Origin of the sequence: Uliginosibacterium sp. 31-16, from assembly GCF_030730865.1 — a bacterium.
Lineage (GTDB): Bacteria > Pseudomonadota > Gammaproteobacteria > Burkholderiales > Rhodocyclaceae > Uliginosibacterium.
Map to the genome: position 1 here is coordinate 62,171 of NZ_JAVALZ010000005.1, position 15,938 is coordinate 78,108.

Annotated in this window: 13 protein-coding genes, 2 tRNA genes and 1 riboswitch; of the genes, 7 read left to right on the forward strand and 8 right to left on the reverse strand. The window is 61.4% G+C overall.

The window, feature by feature from the left end; translation table 11 throughout:
- Positions 1 to 60 precede the first annotated feature (60 nt).
- Positions 61 to 3,282: a transglutaminase family protein gene (locus Q9Q94_RS16395; RefSeq protein ID WP_305981211.1), complete on the forward strand. Its 3,222-nt coding sequence runs from the start codon at positions 61 to 63 to the stop codon at positions 3,280 to 3,282.
- 588 nt (positions 3,283 to 3,870) lie between these two features.
- Here the strand turns inward: Q9Q94_RS16395 and Q9Q94_RS16400 are convergent.
- The 3 genes from Q9Q94_RS16400 to Q9Q94_RS16410 are packed head-to-tail and all read right to left on the reverse strand — an operon-like array spanning position 3,871 to position 6,332.
- Positions 3,871 to 4,647 carry a ferredoxin--NADP reductase gene (locus tag Q9Q94_RS16400; protein WP_305981212.1) on the reverse strand — a complete coding sequence of 259 codons (777 nt, stop codon included), beginning with the start codon at positions 4,645 to 4,647 and terminating at the stop codon, positions 3,871 to 3,873.
- Between the two features lie 3 nt (positions 4,648 to 4,650).
- Entirely contained in the window at positions 4,651 to 5,583 is a 933-nt protein-coding gene (locus tag Q9Q94_RS16405; protein ID WP_305981213.1) for an electron transfer flavoprotein subunit alpha/FixB family protein, read from the reverse strand.
- The gene (locus tag Q9Q94_RS16410) at positions 5,580 to 6,332 is read right to left on the reverse strand and encodes an electron transfer flavoprotein subunit beta/FixA family protein (protein WP_305981214.1); all 753 of its coding nucleotides are present in this window, start codon (positions 6,330 to 6,332) and stop codon (positions 5,580 to 5,582) included. The genes Q9Q94_RS16405 and Q9Q94_RS16410 overlap by 4 nt, the downstream gene beginning before the upstream one ends.
- Before the next feature lie 114 nt (positions 6,333 to 6,446).
- On the opposite strand from Q9Q94_RS16410, the gene Q9Q94_RS16415 reads away from it, so the two are divergent.
- From Q9Q94_RS16415 to Q9Q94_RS16440, 6 genes are all read left to right on the forward strand, one after another.
- Positions 6,447 to 7,373 carry a LysR family transcriptional regulator gene (locus Q9Q94_RS16415; protein ID WP_305981215.1) on the forward strand — a complete coding sequence of 309 codons (927 nt, stop codon included), beginning with the start codon at positions 6,447 to 6,449 and terminating at the stop codon, positions 7,371 to 7,373.
- A 10-nt stretch (positions 7,374 to 7,383) separates the two neighbouring features.
- Positions 7,384 to 9,021, forward strand: coding sequence for an electron-transfer flavoprotein:ubiquinone oxidoreductase (locus Q9Q94_RS16420; RefSeq protein ID WP_305981216.1), 1,638 nt, complete (start codon positions 7,384 to 7,386; stop codon positions 9,019 to 9,021).
- 324 nt (positions 9,022 to 9,345) lie between these two features.
- Positions 9,346 to 9,440, forward strand: a riboswitch (S-adenosyl-L-homocysteine riboswitch).
- A gap of 23 nt (positions 9,441 to 9,463) precedes the next feature.
- Positions 9,464 to 10,924, forward strand: a complete 1,461-nt coding sequence (gene ahcY, locus Q9Q94_RS16425) for an adenosylhomocysteinase (protein ID WP_305981217.1) — start codon at positions 9,464 to 9,466, stop codon at positions 10,922 to 10,924.
- Between the two features lie 57 nt (positions 10,925 to 10,981).
- Positions 10,982 to 11,818, forward strand: a complete 837-nt coding sequence (gene metF, locus Q9Q94_RS16430; protein ID WP_305981302.1) for a methylenetetrahydrofolate reductase [NAD(P)H] — start codon at positions 10,982 to 10,984, stop codon at positions 11,816 to 11,818.
- Between the two features lie 90 nt (positions 11,819 to 11,908).
- A tRNA-Lys gene (locus Q9Q94_RS16435) sits at positions 11,909 to 11,984 on the forward strand.
- 28 nt (positions 11,985 to 12,012) lie between these two features.
- A tRNA-Lys gene (locus Q9Q94_RS16440) sits at positions 12,013 to 12,088 on the forward strand.
- A 58-nt stretch (positions 12,089 to 12,146) separates the two neighbouring features.
- Here the strand turns inward: Q9Q94_RS16440 and zapD are convergent.
- Genes zapD through Q9Q94_RS16465 form a run of 5 tightly spaced genes read right to left on the reverse strand, consistent with a single transcriptional unit; the run spans position 12,147 to position 15,906 of the window.
- Positions 12,147 to 12,902 carry a cell division protein ZapD gene (gene zapD, locus Q9Q94_RS16445; RefSeq protein ID WP_305981218.1) on the reverse strand — a complete coding sequence of 252 codons (756 nt, stop codon included), beginning with the start codon at positions 12,900 to 12,902 and terminating at the stop codon, positions 12,147 to 12,149.
- Positions 12,903 to 12,962: 60 nt separating this feature from the next.
- Positions 12,963 to 13,616 carry a dephospho-CoA kinase gene (gene coaE, locus Q9Q94_RS16450; RefSeq protein ID WP_305981219.1) on the reverse strand — a complete coding sequence of 218 codons (654 nt, stop codon included), beginning with the start codon at positions 13,614 to 13,616 and terminating at the stop codon, positions 12,963 to 12,965.
- Positions 13,591 to 14,301, reverse strand: a complete 711-nt coding sequence (locus Q9Q94_RS16455) for an SPOR domain-containing protein (protein WP_305981220.1) — start codon at positions 14,299 to 14,301, stop codon at positions 13,591 to 13,593. Before Q9Q94_RS16455 ends, coaE begins: the two co-directional genes overlap by 26 nt.
- A 46-nt stretch (positions 14,302 to 14,347) precedes the next feature.
- Positions 14,348 to 15,097, reverse strand: a complete 750-nt coding sequence (locus Q9Q94_RS16460; protein WP_305981221.1) for a type III pantothenate kinase — start codon at positions 15,095 to 15,097, stop codon at positions 14,348 to 14,350.
- Positions 15,098 to 15,102: 5 nt separating this feature from the next.
- Positions 15,103 to 15,906, reverse strand: coding sequence for a biotin--[acetyl-CoA-carboxylase] ligase (locus Q9Q94_RS16465; RefSeq protein ID WP_305981222.1), 804 nt, complete (start codon positions 15,904 to 15,906; stop codon positions 15,103 to 15,105).
- Between the last annotated feature and the right edge of the window lie 32 nt (positions 15,907 to 15,938).

The window sequence follows — 15,938 nt, forward strand, 5'->3', positions numbered from 1 at the left end:
CCCCTGAGCCGCGTTCTGATATTTGCGCACATTGCGCTGGCCCTTCAGCCCCTGAGTGTGATGGCCAAAGAGCCGGGACAGCTTCAGGCCGAGGCCATGGAAGCCGTGCGACGCGAAGCGAAACGCAATCCCCTGCTGGCGCAAAAGCTGGGCGTCGTGCCCGCCGCACAACAAACCCAGACAGGCATCGTTTCCGCAGACCCGGATCAAGTGCGTCTGCAGCGCATCGAATCACTCGTCAAGCGACTGAACCCCGAAGTATTCGTCGCTGCGCCGAACGCGAAGGCGGGCGTCAAGGAAGGTACGCAAGATAGTGCGCAAGCCAAGACTGGCGTCTCCGCTAATGCAGGCAATGCCCCAGACAAACGCCTCGCTGCCATCGGCCCGGATTTCAAAGTCGAAATCCAGCAAAGCGCCCAAGCCAAACAAATCGCCGCCCTCACACCCAAAGGCAAAGCTCGCACCGACGCCCAGAGCGAATTGCGTCAAGCGCTAGCCCAACAAGCCCAGGCGCAAACCCGGCAACTCGCCGACTTTTCCAGCACGCGTCAGAGCCTTCAGCAACTCAAAATCAGCGAAGGCACCCGCACCGAACTGCTCGCCCGTCACGATGCCGCCATGGAAAAACTCCAGGCGCGCAGCGAACAATTCAGTCAGCTTGCCCAAGCCGTGCAGCAAGCCCCTGACAGCGCCAGCCAGCAAATCGCCACCGCCGCTCTGGCTCAGTTCTTCAAGCAGTACCCCGCCAGTGCCGGCCATACCGCCTCAGACCCCAAGCATCTGCCTTGGGGGAGCCCCAGCAGCAAGGTGCGCGCCCCGATAGAGAACGAAGCCGACTACAGCAAACAAAGCGCCGCGCTCGGCTTCCAGCCCGGCCTTCCGATGCGCAAACTGGCCGGTGGCTTTGGCGCCTCGCCGGTCTCCATGCTCTTGCCCGGCATCTCTGTGCCGACCACCACACCCGTCGTGGAAGACATGGCCCCCACCGAAGATGTCCAGCTCACCCCGGCCATCATTGCCAAAGCCACCGAACTGAATAAAGACCCGGTCAAGATCTACAACTGGGTGCGCAACAACATTGAGTTCATCCCCAGCTACGGCAGCATCCAGGGCAGTGATCTCACCCTCAAGAACCAGCGCGGCAACGCCTTCGACACCGCCAGTTTGCTCATCGCCCTGCTGCGCGCCTCCAATATCAGTGCTCGCTACGTATATGGCACCGTGCGGCTACCCATCGAGCAAGCCAAAAACTGGGTCGGTGGCGTCACCGCACCGGCGGCCGTACAAAGCCTGCTCGGCCAAGGCGGCATCCCCAACATCCTGATAACAAGCGGCGGGCAAGTTACCCACGTCAAACTCGAACACGTCTGGGTCGAAGCCTGGGTCGATTACATCCCCAGCCGTGGCGCCAAGCATAAAGACGGGGATAGCTGGATCCCCATGGATGCCAGCTACAAGCAATACCAATACACCGCAGGTATGAACATCAAGCAAGGCGTGCCGCTCGATGCCGCTGCTCTGCAAGCCCAACTCAAAACCGGCGCCACCCTCAACGAAGCCGAAGGCTGGGTACAGAACCTCAATAGCGCCGCCCTGCAAAGCACGCTGAGCAGCTACCAGGCGCAAGTCAAAACCTACGTCGACACCCAAAAGCCCGGCGCAACGGTTGGTGACGTACTGGGCACCAAGAAGTCCATCGTGCGCAACGACGCCATCCTGCTCGGCTCACTGCCTTACCCTGTCCTCGCCACCGGTGGACGCTTCGCCAGCATCCCCGATAGCCTGCGCTGGAAATACCGTACGCAACTGGTCGAAGGCAGCGTCGACTACTTTGGCGATGTCATGGGCACCGACTTGGTCAGCCTCAGCCAATCCACTGCCAGCCTCGCGGCTAAAAAGATCACCATCAGCTTCACGCCTGCCACACAGGCCGACACCGACCTCATCAACAGCTACCTGCCCAAACCGCACGCAGACGGCACCCCGATTCAACCCAGCGAACTACCCAGCAGCCTGCCCGGCTACCTGCTCAAGCTCAAAGCCGAGATTCGCGTAAACGGCCAGCTCATCAGCCAGAGCACCACAAGCGTCAGCATGGGCACCGAGCTCCTGCAGGCCACTGCGATGTACAACCCCGGCACGCAAGCCTGGGAAGAGGGCGAGCCCAACAAGCCCATTGCCGGCGGATACCATGCCATTGCGCTGGATTTGCAGGGCGTGGCCAAGAGCCAGTTGGAAGAGCACAAAGCCAAGCTGCAGGTGACGCAAGCCAAGCTGCAGCAGTACCAGGCCAACACCAGCGACACCACGTCGATTCAAGGGCTGAGCAAAGAAGATCTCTCGGGCGACTTGCTCTACAGCGGAATCCTCGGCTACTTCGCCAGCGTGGATGGCAACGACCAGTTCACCGCCCGCAGTAGCGGCAATATTGTCGCTTACCGCCTCCCCAGCTATGGCGCCTTCATGGCCAATGCCCAGCCACGCTACTGGTTTGGGATCGTGCGCAGCGTGAGCTTCCCGGGCATGATGATGGATGTGGATCGTGTCTTTATGCATGTCGAAGCCAAAGACATGGATAAGACGAACAAACTCACTTACATGCGCCAGGTTGGTTCCGCCGGGAGTGCGTTTGAACATGCCGTGCCGGAAAAGCTGTTTGCGGACCCGCTCAAAGCCTCAGATGACCCGAGCCAGCCGCAGGGCGTGAGTGCCGTTAAAGCGCTAGCGCTAGCTGGCGCACAAGGCCAAAAAATCTATACGCTGACCCAGGCCAACGCTGCAAGCTTGAGCCAAATATCCATTGATGAAGATGCACGAAGCGAGATTTCGAGCGCCCTACAAAATGGCAAAGAAGTCACGGTCCATGAGAAACCAATCACCCAGAATGGCTGGGTGGGGAGTGGTTACATCGTTCTGGATCAGGACTCCGGGGCAGGGGCTTACAAGATTTCGGGGGGGGCTAATGGGGGTTTTATCGGAGTGTTGCTTTTGGCTACAGGCCTCTCAATGATTGCAATCATCGGAGTTTTGTCTGCAGCCCCTATTTTTATCGCGGCGTTGTTAGGCATTCTTAGTGCCTTGGTGATGTATTTGGCAACATCGAACATGGATGCCGACCAAAAGCTAGTGATCGCGGAATATCAATTGTCTTTAGTTATTTTGGCAATGGCGCTCTTGGCTCCGTTTGTTGTGACCGGATTGGGAATGGCTGCCTTTACAGTAATGCTAGGACTAAAATTGGCAGGATTAATTGCCGCTTTTTATGGATATGGCAATTTTTAGTTTGGGGTGAATTTATGCCTTTGTTAAAAGAGATATGGATGTTTGTGACCTTTAGGCATCCTGCTTGGACGGGGCAGGCCAAGGGTGTGGCCTTGGGAAGTGTCTTAGCCTACGTGTTAGTTGCACTTTATGTCACACAGTGCACGGATGGAAAATTTCCATTGCCTACGTTTTGGTAGCTTCAAGTGCTGTTGGAAGAAAAAAATTAGGAGTTCGCCGACTTCGTCCACACCCCTACCACCACAGAGAGATGCATGGGGGAAAGTCTTGTACTGCGATATTTCTCGAAAATAATCAGCTCTCGCTTTTTGTCTGCTGAGAAATAATGCCCAAAGAGCCGCATCTGGCGGATTTTTTCAGGTGGGTGGGGCAAGGATGTGGGGATCGCATGTTGCTATAGTGAGAGGGTGTGAAAACCTGCGAAAAACGGCTTCCAGACTTGTTTTCGACTTTAGATGTGTGGCAGCGTTGAAATACTCTCTGCAAACCCGCATGGTTGTGGGGGGCGAGTTTTCGACTTTAATTGTCCGGAATAGCAATAAAGTCTGATTAGTCATTGCCATTCGGCGACTCAGTTTCTCCGCGAAGTCATTTTTCGACAAAAGCTCGCTCGATCACGTAATCGCCGGGCGTGCCGATGTTGGGCGAAACCTTGAAACCGCGCGCATCCAGCATGTCGGAGAGTTCCTGCAGCATGGCCGGGCTACCGCACAGCATGGCACGGTCGTGTGCGGCATCCAGCGGTGGCAACCCAAGGTCGCTGCACAGTTTGCCGCTCTCGATTAGGGTGGTCAGGCGGCCCTGATTGCGGAAAGACTCACGCGTCACGGTGGGGTAGTAGAGCAGCTTGTCGCGTGCATAGTCGCCGAGGAATTCATGCTCCGGCAGTTCGCGCTCGATCATGTCGGCATAAGCCAGCTCGCTGACTGAGCGTACGCCGTGGGTGACGATGACCTTGTCGAAGCGCTCATAGGTTTCCGGATCCTTGATGATCGAGAGGAATGGCGCCAGACCGGTGCCGGTGCTGAGCAGGAACAGGTTCCGGCCCGGATTCAGGTCGTCGATGATCAGCGTGCCGGTGGGCTTGCGGCTCACAAAGATCTCGTCGCCGGGCTTGAGGTGCTGCAGGCGCGAAGTGAGCGGCCCGTTGGGCACCTTGATGCTGAAGAACTCCAGATGCTCTTCATGGTTCGCGCTGGCGATGCTGTAGGCACGCAGCAGCGGGCGGCTCTCACCCTGCAGGCCGATCATCACGAACTGGCCGTTGGCAAAGCGCAGGCCAGGGTCGCGGGTGGTCTTGAAGCTGAACAGGCTGTCGTTCCAGTGATGGACGTCGGTAACGGTTTCGGTGGCAAGCGTGCTCATGATTCAGACCTTGGCGGAGAGTTGCTGTTGCAGGGCCGGCACGGTCTCGAAGATGTCGGCGACCAGCGCATAGTCGGCGAGCTGCATGATGGGAGCATCCGGATCCTGATTGATGGCCACGATCACGCGGCTGTCCTTGATGCCAGCGGTGTGCTGCACGGCACCCGAGATGCCGACCGCGATATACAGATCGGGCGCGACGACCGTGCCGGTCTGGCCGACCTGCCATTCATTCGGCGCATAGCCGGCATCGACCGCTGCGCGCGTGGCGCCCAGCGCCGCACCGAGCTGGTCGGCTAGGGGTTCGAGCAAGGCATTGAACTGCGCTTCGCTGCCCAGCGACCGGCCACCCGACACCACCACGCGGGCACTGGCAAGCTCGGGGCGTTCGCCACCCGCGCTGTGCCGACCGGTCACGCGCGAGCGGCCATCAGCAGCGGGCGCCTCGATGCGCTGCACTTCGGCCGCACCTTCGAGCGCAGCTGGCGCAAAGCGCGAACCGCGCACCGTCAGCACCTGCAGGCCGGGCGTGTTTTCAACGGCAGCGAGCAGGTTGCCGGCGTAGATCGGGCGTTGGTAAGTATGCGGGCCGAGCAGGGCTACCGCCTCGCTGATCATGCCGACGTCACGGCGCGCGGCGAGACGCGGCAGCGCGTTGCGCGCCAGGCTGGCATGCGCCGCGAGAATGACGTTGTACTCATCGGCCAGCGTATCGAGCAGCTTCGCCAGATCTTCGGCCGTGGGCTGGGCGAGATGGGGGGCGTCAGCCTGCAATACGCGGCGCACGCCGCTGATGCGAGCGTGGGCCGCAGCATCGCTGGCGCCCAGCACCAGCAGATCGACCGGCTGGCCCCAGTGTTGCGCGGCCGTGACGGCCTGGCGTGTGGCGCGGGCGATGTCGCCCGCAACGATCTCGGCAATGACGAGTGTATTCATGCGATCACCTGTGCTTCATGACGGAGTTTTTCGAGCAGTTCGGCCACCGAGCCGACGCGCTGGCCGGCCGCACGCGGCGCCGGCGTGTCGATGCGAATGGCGCGGATGCGCGGTGCGAGATCGAGCCCCAGTGCTGCGCAATCGAGCGACTCGATCGGCAGGCGCTTGGCCTTCATCAGATCCGGCAGCTTCACGAAACGCGGTGCGTTGAGCCGCAAGTCGGCCGACACCACCGCCGGCAACTGCACGTCCAGCGCTTCGGTGCCGCCGTCCACTTCGCGGCGCAGCCTGAGCCCGCCGTTCTCCAGCGCCAGCACCGACACCGCGATGGCCTGCGGCCAGTCCAGCAAGGCTGCGAGCATCTGCGCGGTCTGGCCGGCATCCTCATCTATCGCCTGCTTGCCCAGCAGCACCAGAGCAGCCTCTTCGCGCTGCGCCAGATGCTGCAGCAGGCGGGCAATGGCGAGCTGGTCCAGCCCGGCCGGCGTCTGCCCCCAGATGGCGCGGGTGGCGCCCATGGCCAGCGCCTGGCGCAGGGAATCCTGCACGCCCGCGTCGCCAAAGGAGACGGCGATCACTTCGCTGGCCAGCCCGAGCTCCTTGAGGCGTACGGCTTCTTCCAGCGCGTTCTCGTCGAAGGGATTGATGCTCATGCGTGCGCCGGCAAGCTCGACGCCCGACTGATCGCTGCGCGGCCGGACCTGCACATTGGGATCCACGACGCGCTTGATGGAAACGATGATCTTCATCTGGGGCCTTCCTTCTGGGTGATGACTTGCAGCCCATTCTAGGGATCGATAAACTATCTACAAAACGGATTGTGTTGAAGTTGTTTATCTACAAAATAGATATAAAAGGCAACCATGAGATTTACCCTCAGACAACTCGAGATCTTCGTCGCTATCGCCCAGAGCGGCTCGGCCAGCCGGGCGGCGGAGCGCCTGGCGCTGTCGCAGTCGGCCACCAGCACCGCACTGGCCGAACTGGAGCGCGCCTATTCGCAGGTGCTCTTCGACCGCGTTGGCAAGACCCTGCGCCTCAACGACACCGGGCAGTGGCTGCTCGGGCGCGCCACCGAGCTGCTTGACCGCGCGCAGGAGCTGGAAGACACGTTGAGCACCCAGTCCGCCGTCGGCCCCTTGCGCCTGGGCGCCAGCCTGACCATCGGCAACTATCTCGCGACGCTGTTCGTGGCGGACTTTCTCAAGCGGCATCCCGCCTCGCGCGTGCAGCTTGCCGTGCATAACTCCACCGACATCGTTGCCGCCGTCGCCCGCTTCGAGCTGGATCTGGGCTTAGTTGAGGGCGAAGTCCAGCATCCGGACGTGGTCGCCGAGCCCTGGCTGCATGACGAGCTGGTGGTGTTCGCCGCCCCCGATCATCCGCTCGCCGCCAAGGCCCGCGTGAGCCGCGCCGAGGTGCTGGCCTGCGACTGGATCCTGCGCGAGCCCGGCTCGGGCACGCGCGCCACGCTGGATCATGCCTTCGGCAGCGAGCGCCAGCAGTTGCGCGTGCGCCTCGAACTCGAACACACCGAAGCCATCAAGCGCGCGGTGGAAGCCGGCCTGGGCCTGGGCTGCATCTCGCGCCTCGCGCTGCGCGACGCCTTCCGCCGCGGCAGCCTGGTGCCGCTACCGGTGCAGGGGCTCGACCTCGGCCGCGCCTTCTATCTGGTGCGCCATCAGAACAAATATGTCACGGGCGGCCTCGCCACCCTGATCGAACACATCCGCGCCTTCACCGGCGATGCCACGTCCACTGACGACATCGCCCTCGCGCCCGTTGCCTGAGAAGCAGATCATGACCCGCGACCTCATCGAATACGACGTACTCATCATCGGCGCCGGCCCGGCCGGCCTCGCCGCCGCCATCCGCCTGCGCCAGCTGGCCACTGAGAACGGACGGGAAATCTCCGTCTGCGTGCTTGAAAAAGGCGCTCAGATCGGTGCCCACATCCTCTCCGGTGCGGTGATCGACCCGGTCGCGCTGGACGAACTACTGCCGGACTGGCGCGAGCGCGGCGCGCCGCTGCAGACTCAGGTCACCGAAGACGAAATGCTCTGGCTCACCGCGCGCGGCGCCCTCGCCGCACCGCACTGGAGCCTGCCGCCGCAGCTCGACAATCGCGGCCTCTACACCGGCAGCCTGGGCGAGCTGTGCCGCTGGCTCGGCGAGCAGGCCGAAGCGCTGGGCGTGGAGCTCTATCCCGGCTTCTCGGCGGCAGCACCGTGCTTCAACGCGCAGGGCGCGCTCACCGGCGTGATCACCGGCGACATGGGGATCAATGCAGCCGGCGAGCAATCCGCGCGCTTCACGCCCGGCATCGAGATCCGCGCCCGTTACACCCTGGTGGCCGAAGGCGCCGGCGGCTCGCTGACGCGCGAACTGGAAGCGCATTACCGCCTGCGCGAAGGCGTGGGCGAAAGCCACTACGGTCTGGGCATCAAGGAAGTCTGGCGCATTCCGCGCGCGCGCCACCGCGCCGGCATGGTGAAGCACTTCCTCGGCTGGCCGCTGGGCCGCGCGGCTGGTGGCGGCGGCTTCCTCTACCACTACGGCGAGGATCTGCTGGCGCTCGGTCTGGTCACCCATTTCGGCTATCGTGACCCGCAGCTTTCGCCTTATGACGAGTTCCAGCGCCTCAAGACCCATCCGCGCATCGCCGCCCTGCTGGAGGGGGGCGAACGCCTCGGTTATGGCGCGCGCAGCATCAACGAAGGCGGGCTGCAGTCGCTGCCGCGCCTGGTTTTCCCCGGTGGTGCATTGCTGGGCTGTGCCGCGGGCTTTCTCAACGTGCTGCGTCTGAAGGGTACGCACACTGCAATGAAATCCGGCATGTTGGCTGCCGAGGCGGTGGCGGTAGCCTTGAGTGCCGGGCACCAGCACGACGTGCTGAGCGACTTCCCGGTGGCTGTGGCCGCCTCGTGGATCGGACAGGAGTTGCGTGACACGCGCAATGTGAAACCACTGCTATTGCGTTTCGGCAGCCTGTTCGGTGCGCTCTGCAGTGGCCTGGAAATGTGGCTGCTGGCGGCCGGCATCCGCCTGCCCTGGACTCTGCGCCACCCGGCCCCCGCCCGCAGCGGGATGGCGGGGGGCCGCGATTATCCGCCACGGCCGCCGCTGAAACCGGACGGGGTGCTGACTTTCGACCGCAACAGCTCCTTGATGCTCGCCAACCTCAGTCACGAGCACGATCAGCCCCCTCATCTGCGGCGCCAGAACACCCCCGCTCAGGAGAGCGTGAGGATCATCCGCTTTGGTGCGCCGGAGACCCGTTATTGCCCGGCAGGTGTGTATGAACTGGAAGGGGATGCGGTGCGCATCAACAGCCAGAACTGCCTGCACTGCAAGGCCTGCGAACTCAGCGATCCCGAGCACAGCCTGCTGTGGCATCCACCCGAAGGCGGCAGTGGGCCGCAGTATGTGGGAATGTAGCGATCAGCCCGTCCACGCAACAAACAGCGTTCAGCCCTTGCTGCTGGGAAGCGACCATAACGCCACCGAACGTGTTACGAAGAGCTGCCATCAGCGGACCACCGTTGACGGTTTTCAAGGACATCCCGGGGGTCCTGCCTGTCAAGCTGTCGGCTTCAATGGTCAGGAATACCGTCCGTACAGCCAGGAGTGGCGTGTGTTTTCATCGATGTGCGATGAAGACCAGCGCCAGTCCTGGCTTCTGGCGTGCAGTGCCTGAAGACTGCCTGTGCATGCGGGTCTTCAGGCTTCTGGCTTCGTCGGTGTAAACAGCTATAATCCAGCTCCTCCGAGGAGCGCTGCGAGATCCATTCCCCGATCCCAGGCTCGGAACCTGTTGCCGCATGCAGCAGGTCAAGTTTCAACGGCGCTCACCAGTTCAACCGTGCCGGGCACGGGGTGGATGGTGAGCTGCATCAAGCCTCCCTTCTCTCGTACCGGCCACTTGTTCAAGGAGAACACCGTGGCTCAATTCAATGATTACGTGATTGCCGATCTCAAGCTGGCCGACTGGGGCCGCAAGGAGATCCTCATTGCCGAAACCGAAATGCCGGGCCTGATGGCAATCCGCGAAGAATTCGCGAAGGCTCAGCCGCTCAAGGGCGCGCGCATCACCGGCTCGCTGCACATGACCATTCAGACTGCCGTGCTGATCGAGACGCTGACCGCTCTCGGCGCCGAAGTCCGCTGGGCTTCGTGCAACATTTTCTCGACCCAGGATCATGCCGCTGCCGCGATTGCCGCTGCGAACATCCCGGTCTTCGCCGTCAAGGGCGAAACGCTGGTCGACTACTGGGATTACACCCACCGCATCTTCGAGTGGGCCGACGGCGGCTACTCGAACATGATTCTGGATGACGGCGGCGACGCCACCCTGCTGTTGCATCTGGGCGCCCGCGCCGAGAAGGATCTGTCTGTCATCAGCAAGCCGGGCTCGGAAGAGGAAACCATCCTGTTCGCTGCGATCAAGGCCAAGCTGGCGATTGATCCGAGCTGGTATTCCGTGCGTCTGGCCGCCATCAAGGGCGTGACCGAAGAAACCACCACCGGCGTGCATCGCCTGTATCAGATGCACGCACGTGGTGAGCTGAAGTTCCCGGCGATCAACGTCAATGACTCGGTTACCAAGAGCAAGTTCGACAACCTCTATGGCTGCCGCGAATCGCTGGTCGACGGCATCAAGCGCGCTACCGATGTGATGATTGCCGGCAAGGTTGCCGTGATCGTTGGCTACGGCGACGTGGGCAAGGGCTGCGCCCAGGCCATGCGTGCGCTGTCGGCCCAGGTGTGGGTCACTGAAATCGACCCGATCTGCGCCCTGCAGGCCGCCATGGAAGGCTATCGCGTCGTGACCATGGAATATGCCGCCGACAAGGCCGACATCTTCGTGACCACCACCGGCAACTTCCACGTCATCACGCATGACCACATGGCTGCGATGAAGAACAACGCCATCGTCTGCAACATCGGCCACTTCGACAACGAAATCGATGTCGCCTCGCTGGAAAAGTATCAGTGGGAAGAGATCAAGCCGCAAGTCGATCACGTCATCTTCCCGGATGGCAAACGGATCATCCTGCTGGCCAAGGGGCGCCTGGTGAACCTGGGCTGCGGCACGGGCCACCCGAGCTACGTGATGTCTTCTTCCTTCGCGAATCAGACCATCGCACAGATCGAGTTGTTTACGCGTACGGCCGAATATCCGGTAGGTGTGTATACCTTGCCGAAACATCTGGACGAGAAGGTTGCGCGTTTGCAGTTGAAGACACTCAACGCCCAGCTCTCCGTGCTGCGTCCGGATCAGGCCGCCTACATCGGCGTGCCGGTGGAAGGTCCGTACAAGGCTGATCACTACCGCTATTGATGCAAGTCTGCGCTGCCATTCCCGCGAGTGGCAGCGCAGTTTCCGGAGTTGTGAATGATGAGCAGCAAACCCCATTTCAGCATCGAGTTTTTCCCGCCTGCTACACCTGAGGGCGTCGAAAAGCTGCGCGGCGTTCGCGATCAGCTCGCCGCCCTGAAGCCCGAGTTTTTCTCGGTCACCTACGGCGCAGGCGGCTCGACACGCGACCGCACCTTGCAAGTCGTGCGCGAGATCCGTGAGGCCGGACTGGACGCCGCCCCGCACCTGTCCTGCATTGGCGCAACGCAAGCCAGCATCCGTGAGCATCTGGCCGAATTTCGCGAGATCGGCGTCAAGCGTATCGTCGCCCTGCGTGGCGATCTGCCGTCCGGCATGGCTGACCCCGGCGAATTCCGCTATGCCAACGAGCTGGTCGAATTCATCCGCAAGGATTCCGGCGACGAGTTCTTCCTGGAGGTCGCTGCCTACCCCGAGGTGCATCCGCAGGCGCGCAGCTACGAGGCCGATCTGACAGCCTTCGTGCGCAAGGTGCAGGCGGGCGCCAACTCGGCGATCACGCAGTATTTCTACAATGCCGACGCCTATTTCCACTTCGTTGACGCTGCGCGCAAGGCCGGCGTCACCATTCCGATCCTGCCCGGCATCATGCCGATCGCCAGCTACAGCAAGCTCGCACGTTTCTCCGAAAGCTGTGGCGCCGAGATCCCGCAATGGATGCGGCGCAAGTTCGAGGGCTTTGGTGATGATGCTGAAAGCGTACGCGCCTTCGGTCTGGACGTGGTGACGGCCATGTGTGAGCGCCTGATCACCGGTGGCGCGCCGGGTCTGCATTTCTATTCGCTGAACCAGACAGGACTGACAACGGAGCTCTGTCGGCGCCTGGGTCTGGTTTGAGCCAGGGCGGGATATTTTTCGCGCAAGATGCAGGGAAATGCTTGACGCAGGTGAGGGGCTTTGAATAGAATGCGTGGCTTCGCTTACGGCGGGTCGTTAGCTCAGCTGGTAGAGCAGCGGACTTTTAATCCGTTGGTCGCAGGTTCGAATCCCGCACGGCCTACCAATCGTAAGGTAGAAGCGAAACAGATTTTGGGGGTATAGCTCAGTTGGTAGAGCAGTTGACTCTTAATCAATTGGTCGTAGGTTCGAATCCTACTGCCCCTACCAAAATCAGAAAGCCCAGTCTTCGGACTGGGCTTTTTGTTTGTCTGGCGCCTGACAGGCGCTACAGACTGCAGAAGGTCAGTTCAAACGGGATGTCGGTTTCGGCCTGGCGCGGACGCGAGGCTACGTCGGGGGCGACAAAGCGGATATTGAAGGCGTACTTGTTGGCGCTGATCTCGGGCAGGACGTAGGCGTCACGATCAAGGCGGACGCGCACAAGCTGAGCGTGTCGACCAGACATCATGATCTGGTAGCTGCCGCGTTTGGCCATCTGGTCTTCGGCGCGTCCGCTCTCGCGCAGCAAGCGCAGAATGATGGTGAGGCCATCGCGGATCGGCAGCATCGGGGCAAGCCAGCCTTGAATGTCGCGCCGGCGCTTGTCGGCATCGCGGTTGAGCCAGAAGTGATAAGAGGGCAGATCGAATTCGCAGACACCGCCTGGAATTGCGGTGCGGGAGCGGATGGCCATCAGCCACTCAGATTCGCGCAGATATTGACCGATACGCCCGGCCATGGCGAGCAGCGCGCTGCTTGCGTGCTCAATCTCATAGAGAGCACCGGAGAGCGCTTCTTCGGAAATCTGGGGATTGTCGCGGAAGGCCAGCAGGATCTGGCGTTGGCGCTCAAGCTCCTGCACGAGGTCGACTTTCAGATCTGCACGACCAGCAACATCAAGGATCTCGAACAGGGCCAGGAGGGCGGTGTGGTGTTCGTAGGCGCCGTCCGCGAGCGAGAAGTGCAGCACCTTGTCGAAAAGGTCTTCCAGGCGCAGCAGCGTGCGGATGCGTTCGCTCAGAGGATATTCGTAGGTAATCACCGCAATTCGCTGTTCTTGTATTGATGCGTATATGGGCCTGAGTGCTGCTGCATCATAACATCAAGAATTGCCGGGTGGCTTTGCGGATTCAAGGAGATAGTGCTGGTGCAGGGCTTCTACGCGGGCCTGCAGGGCTGGCAGGGTGCCAGAATTGTCGATGACCTCGCTGGCCGCTGCGAGACGGGTTTCCCGGCTGACTTGCGCTGCCATGATGCGGCGCGCGTCTTCCTCACTCAAGCCGCTGCGTTCCATCACTCGTTTGATCTGAAGCTCTGGCGGGCAGTCGACAACGAGAATGCGGTCACAGTGCGTGCGCCACGCATGCGAATCGAGCAATAGCGGAACGACCAGCATGGCGTAGGGGGAGTTAGCGAGCCCCAGAAGCCTTGTGCATTCGGTGCGGATCATCGGGTGCAGGATGGCTTCGAGGCGCGTGCGTGCTGCGCTGTCGGTGAACACCAGTTGCCGCATTGCGGCCCGATTCAGTGCGCCGCTGCTGTCCTGCATGGCTGCGCCAAAACCGGCCCTGATGGCTGGCATGGCAGCACCGCCAGGAGCGGTGAGGCGATGCGAGACTTCATCCGCATCGACGATGCAGATGCCGTGTTCGGCAAAGCTATCGGCAACCGTGCTTTTGCCGCTGCCGATGCCACCGGTCAGGCCGACGGTGAAAATGCGTTGGCGCGCCTCAGTTGCCTGGCTGACAGGACTCACGCTGGGCGTCCTTGTGCGAGGCGAGGAAGTCCTTGATCAAGGGCTCCAGATATTCATTGCGCCCACTGATTTCGGCGCGGGCATTGTTGCCGGTGTTGTCGCGCACTGTGATGCGGGCGGTGGTGACGCCTTTTTTGCGAAGCTGTTCGAGTTGGCGCTTGGCGGCATCTTCATTCAGATACAGGCCAAGCGAAATGGCGAACTGGTTGGGGCCGGGTTTGCGCTCGATGAAATAGTCTTCCACGCCGACCTTGGTCAGAACCTCGCCTCGTTTGCTAGCACCCTCTTTACCCCCGTTGGGCGGGATATTGACCCAGTAGGATGTTGGCGTAACACCAATGAGGCGTACTGACAGCCCGTCACCTTGGCGGGCTGCACGGTCGCTCAATTGTTGCGTGGCTTCCAGATTGAGATTGCGTAAGGCAGCACAGGCCAATGCATTCGGATCGATGTTTGTCCGGATGTCTGTGGTTGGGGTAATTGCCGTGCTGACCGAAGCCGGTGCAGCTCTGGTTTCGGTTGTGATGAGCTGGATTTTTTCAGGGGTAAGCTGACGGGCGAGGCGATCAGCCTCCCCGCTGGGCGCCCAGGGAGGCCGAATGCCCAGTAGTGGTAAGGCGGACAGGACCGCCAGCACGATATTGGCGGCGAGCAGCAGATAGAAGAAGGGGCGCAGAGTCTTCATGGTGATGGATTATCCCGCGCCAATGGATTCGCTCCAAGGTCTCTCGTCAGGAATGTGCTGCTGCATTTTGAGGATAGTCTCTGGCGATGGCGAGTAGCCCGTCCATGACCAACCATGGTTGCAGCTGGGCGCGTGACCCGAGAAAAGAGGCGAGTGTGGCTGCGTATCCGCCTGCCAGCAGGATGGGGCTATCCGTTGGCAGCATGGCTGAAATACGCTCGATGGCACCAAGCTGGGCGTGCAGGCAGCCCGCAGTGATGGCTGCATGGGTTTCGGTTGGGGGGCTTTGCAGGGAGGCTGGCGGCAATCCGGGCTGCGCACGAGGTAGCGCGGCAGTTCTGGTGGAGAGTGCGTCAAGCATCAGATCCAGTCCGGGCAAGATGCATCCTCCGGCGAAGATACCTGGTTGGCGTACCACATCAACCGTTGTGGCAGTTCCCGCACAAACAACAAGGCAGTCTGAGCCAATGCATTGCCATGCGCCAATTGCGGCAGCCCAGCGGTCAGGCCCCAGTTGGCGAGGGTCGGCATAGCCGCTGCGCAGATGACAGCGCTCTGGGCTGCCGCGGAGCCACTCAATGGAAGGGGCATTGAGGCTGCGAATGACATGCTCCAGCTGTGCGGACATGGCTGACCCGGCAACATTGGCGATGACAATTCGCTGTGGCTGGAAGTCTGCTGGTAGTGCTGCAGGGATCTGGCTGGCGTTGTCCAGAGCTTGGCGCAGCCGCCAGTCGTGCCCGTCATGGCAGGCAATCTTTAGGCGGGAGTTGCCGGAATCTATGAGCAGATACATGATATTCAGGTTTGAATGGGCGCCAGGCTGACATCGCCGCTGGTGATCAGCAGATGGGCGCCGCAATTGACATGCAGGATCAAGGCTCCATCAGCCGCCACATCGCCGCAGATACCCAGATGTTCACCATTTTCAGAGCTGATGCGAACCGCTTGCCCAAGCAGGGTATTGCGTACGCACCAGGCGTCACGCAGGGGCGTGAAGCCTTCTTTGCCGAAGCAATCCAGAATCTTGGCGAGTTGGCGCAGAACGCTGCCGAGTACAATTTCCCGGTGGAATTGCGCGCCGTCGTCGCCAAGGGCGGCGCTGGCTTGATCGAGATGGTGCTGCCACTCCGGATCGCGTCGCAGATTCAGTCCAATACCGATGATCAGGCCCAGTCCTTCATGATCAAAGGCAACCTCGATCAGAACGCCACCGAGCTTGCGCCCGTGCTGCCAGATGTCGTTGGGCCATTTCAGACCGATGCCCTGTATGCCGAGGTTCTCCAGTGCCTGTGCGACAGCCAGCCCGACCGCGAGGCTGAGTCCAGCGCTCGAGATTGCCGGAGGCAGTCGCCAGAGCAGGGAAAAGGTCAGGCTGCAATCGGGCGAGGATAGCCATCTGCGCCCACGGCGCCCGCGGCCGGCGGTTTGTCTGTCGGTGACCAGCACAGATCCCGACGGAGCGCCCCGTGCCGCCCGCTCAAGCAGCACGGTATTGGTGGATTCGCATTCGGCAAGCCAGTCGACATCGAAGCGCGTGCGCGCGTCGTCCAGATGTTGCAACAACAGCGGGTAGTCAAGTCCGTCCTGAGGTGTGGCGGGCATGGCATGCAGAGAGCCGGAAAAGCCGGCAGTCT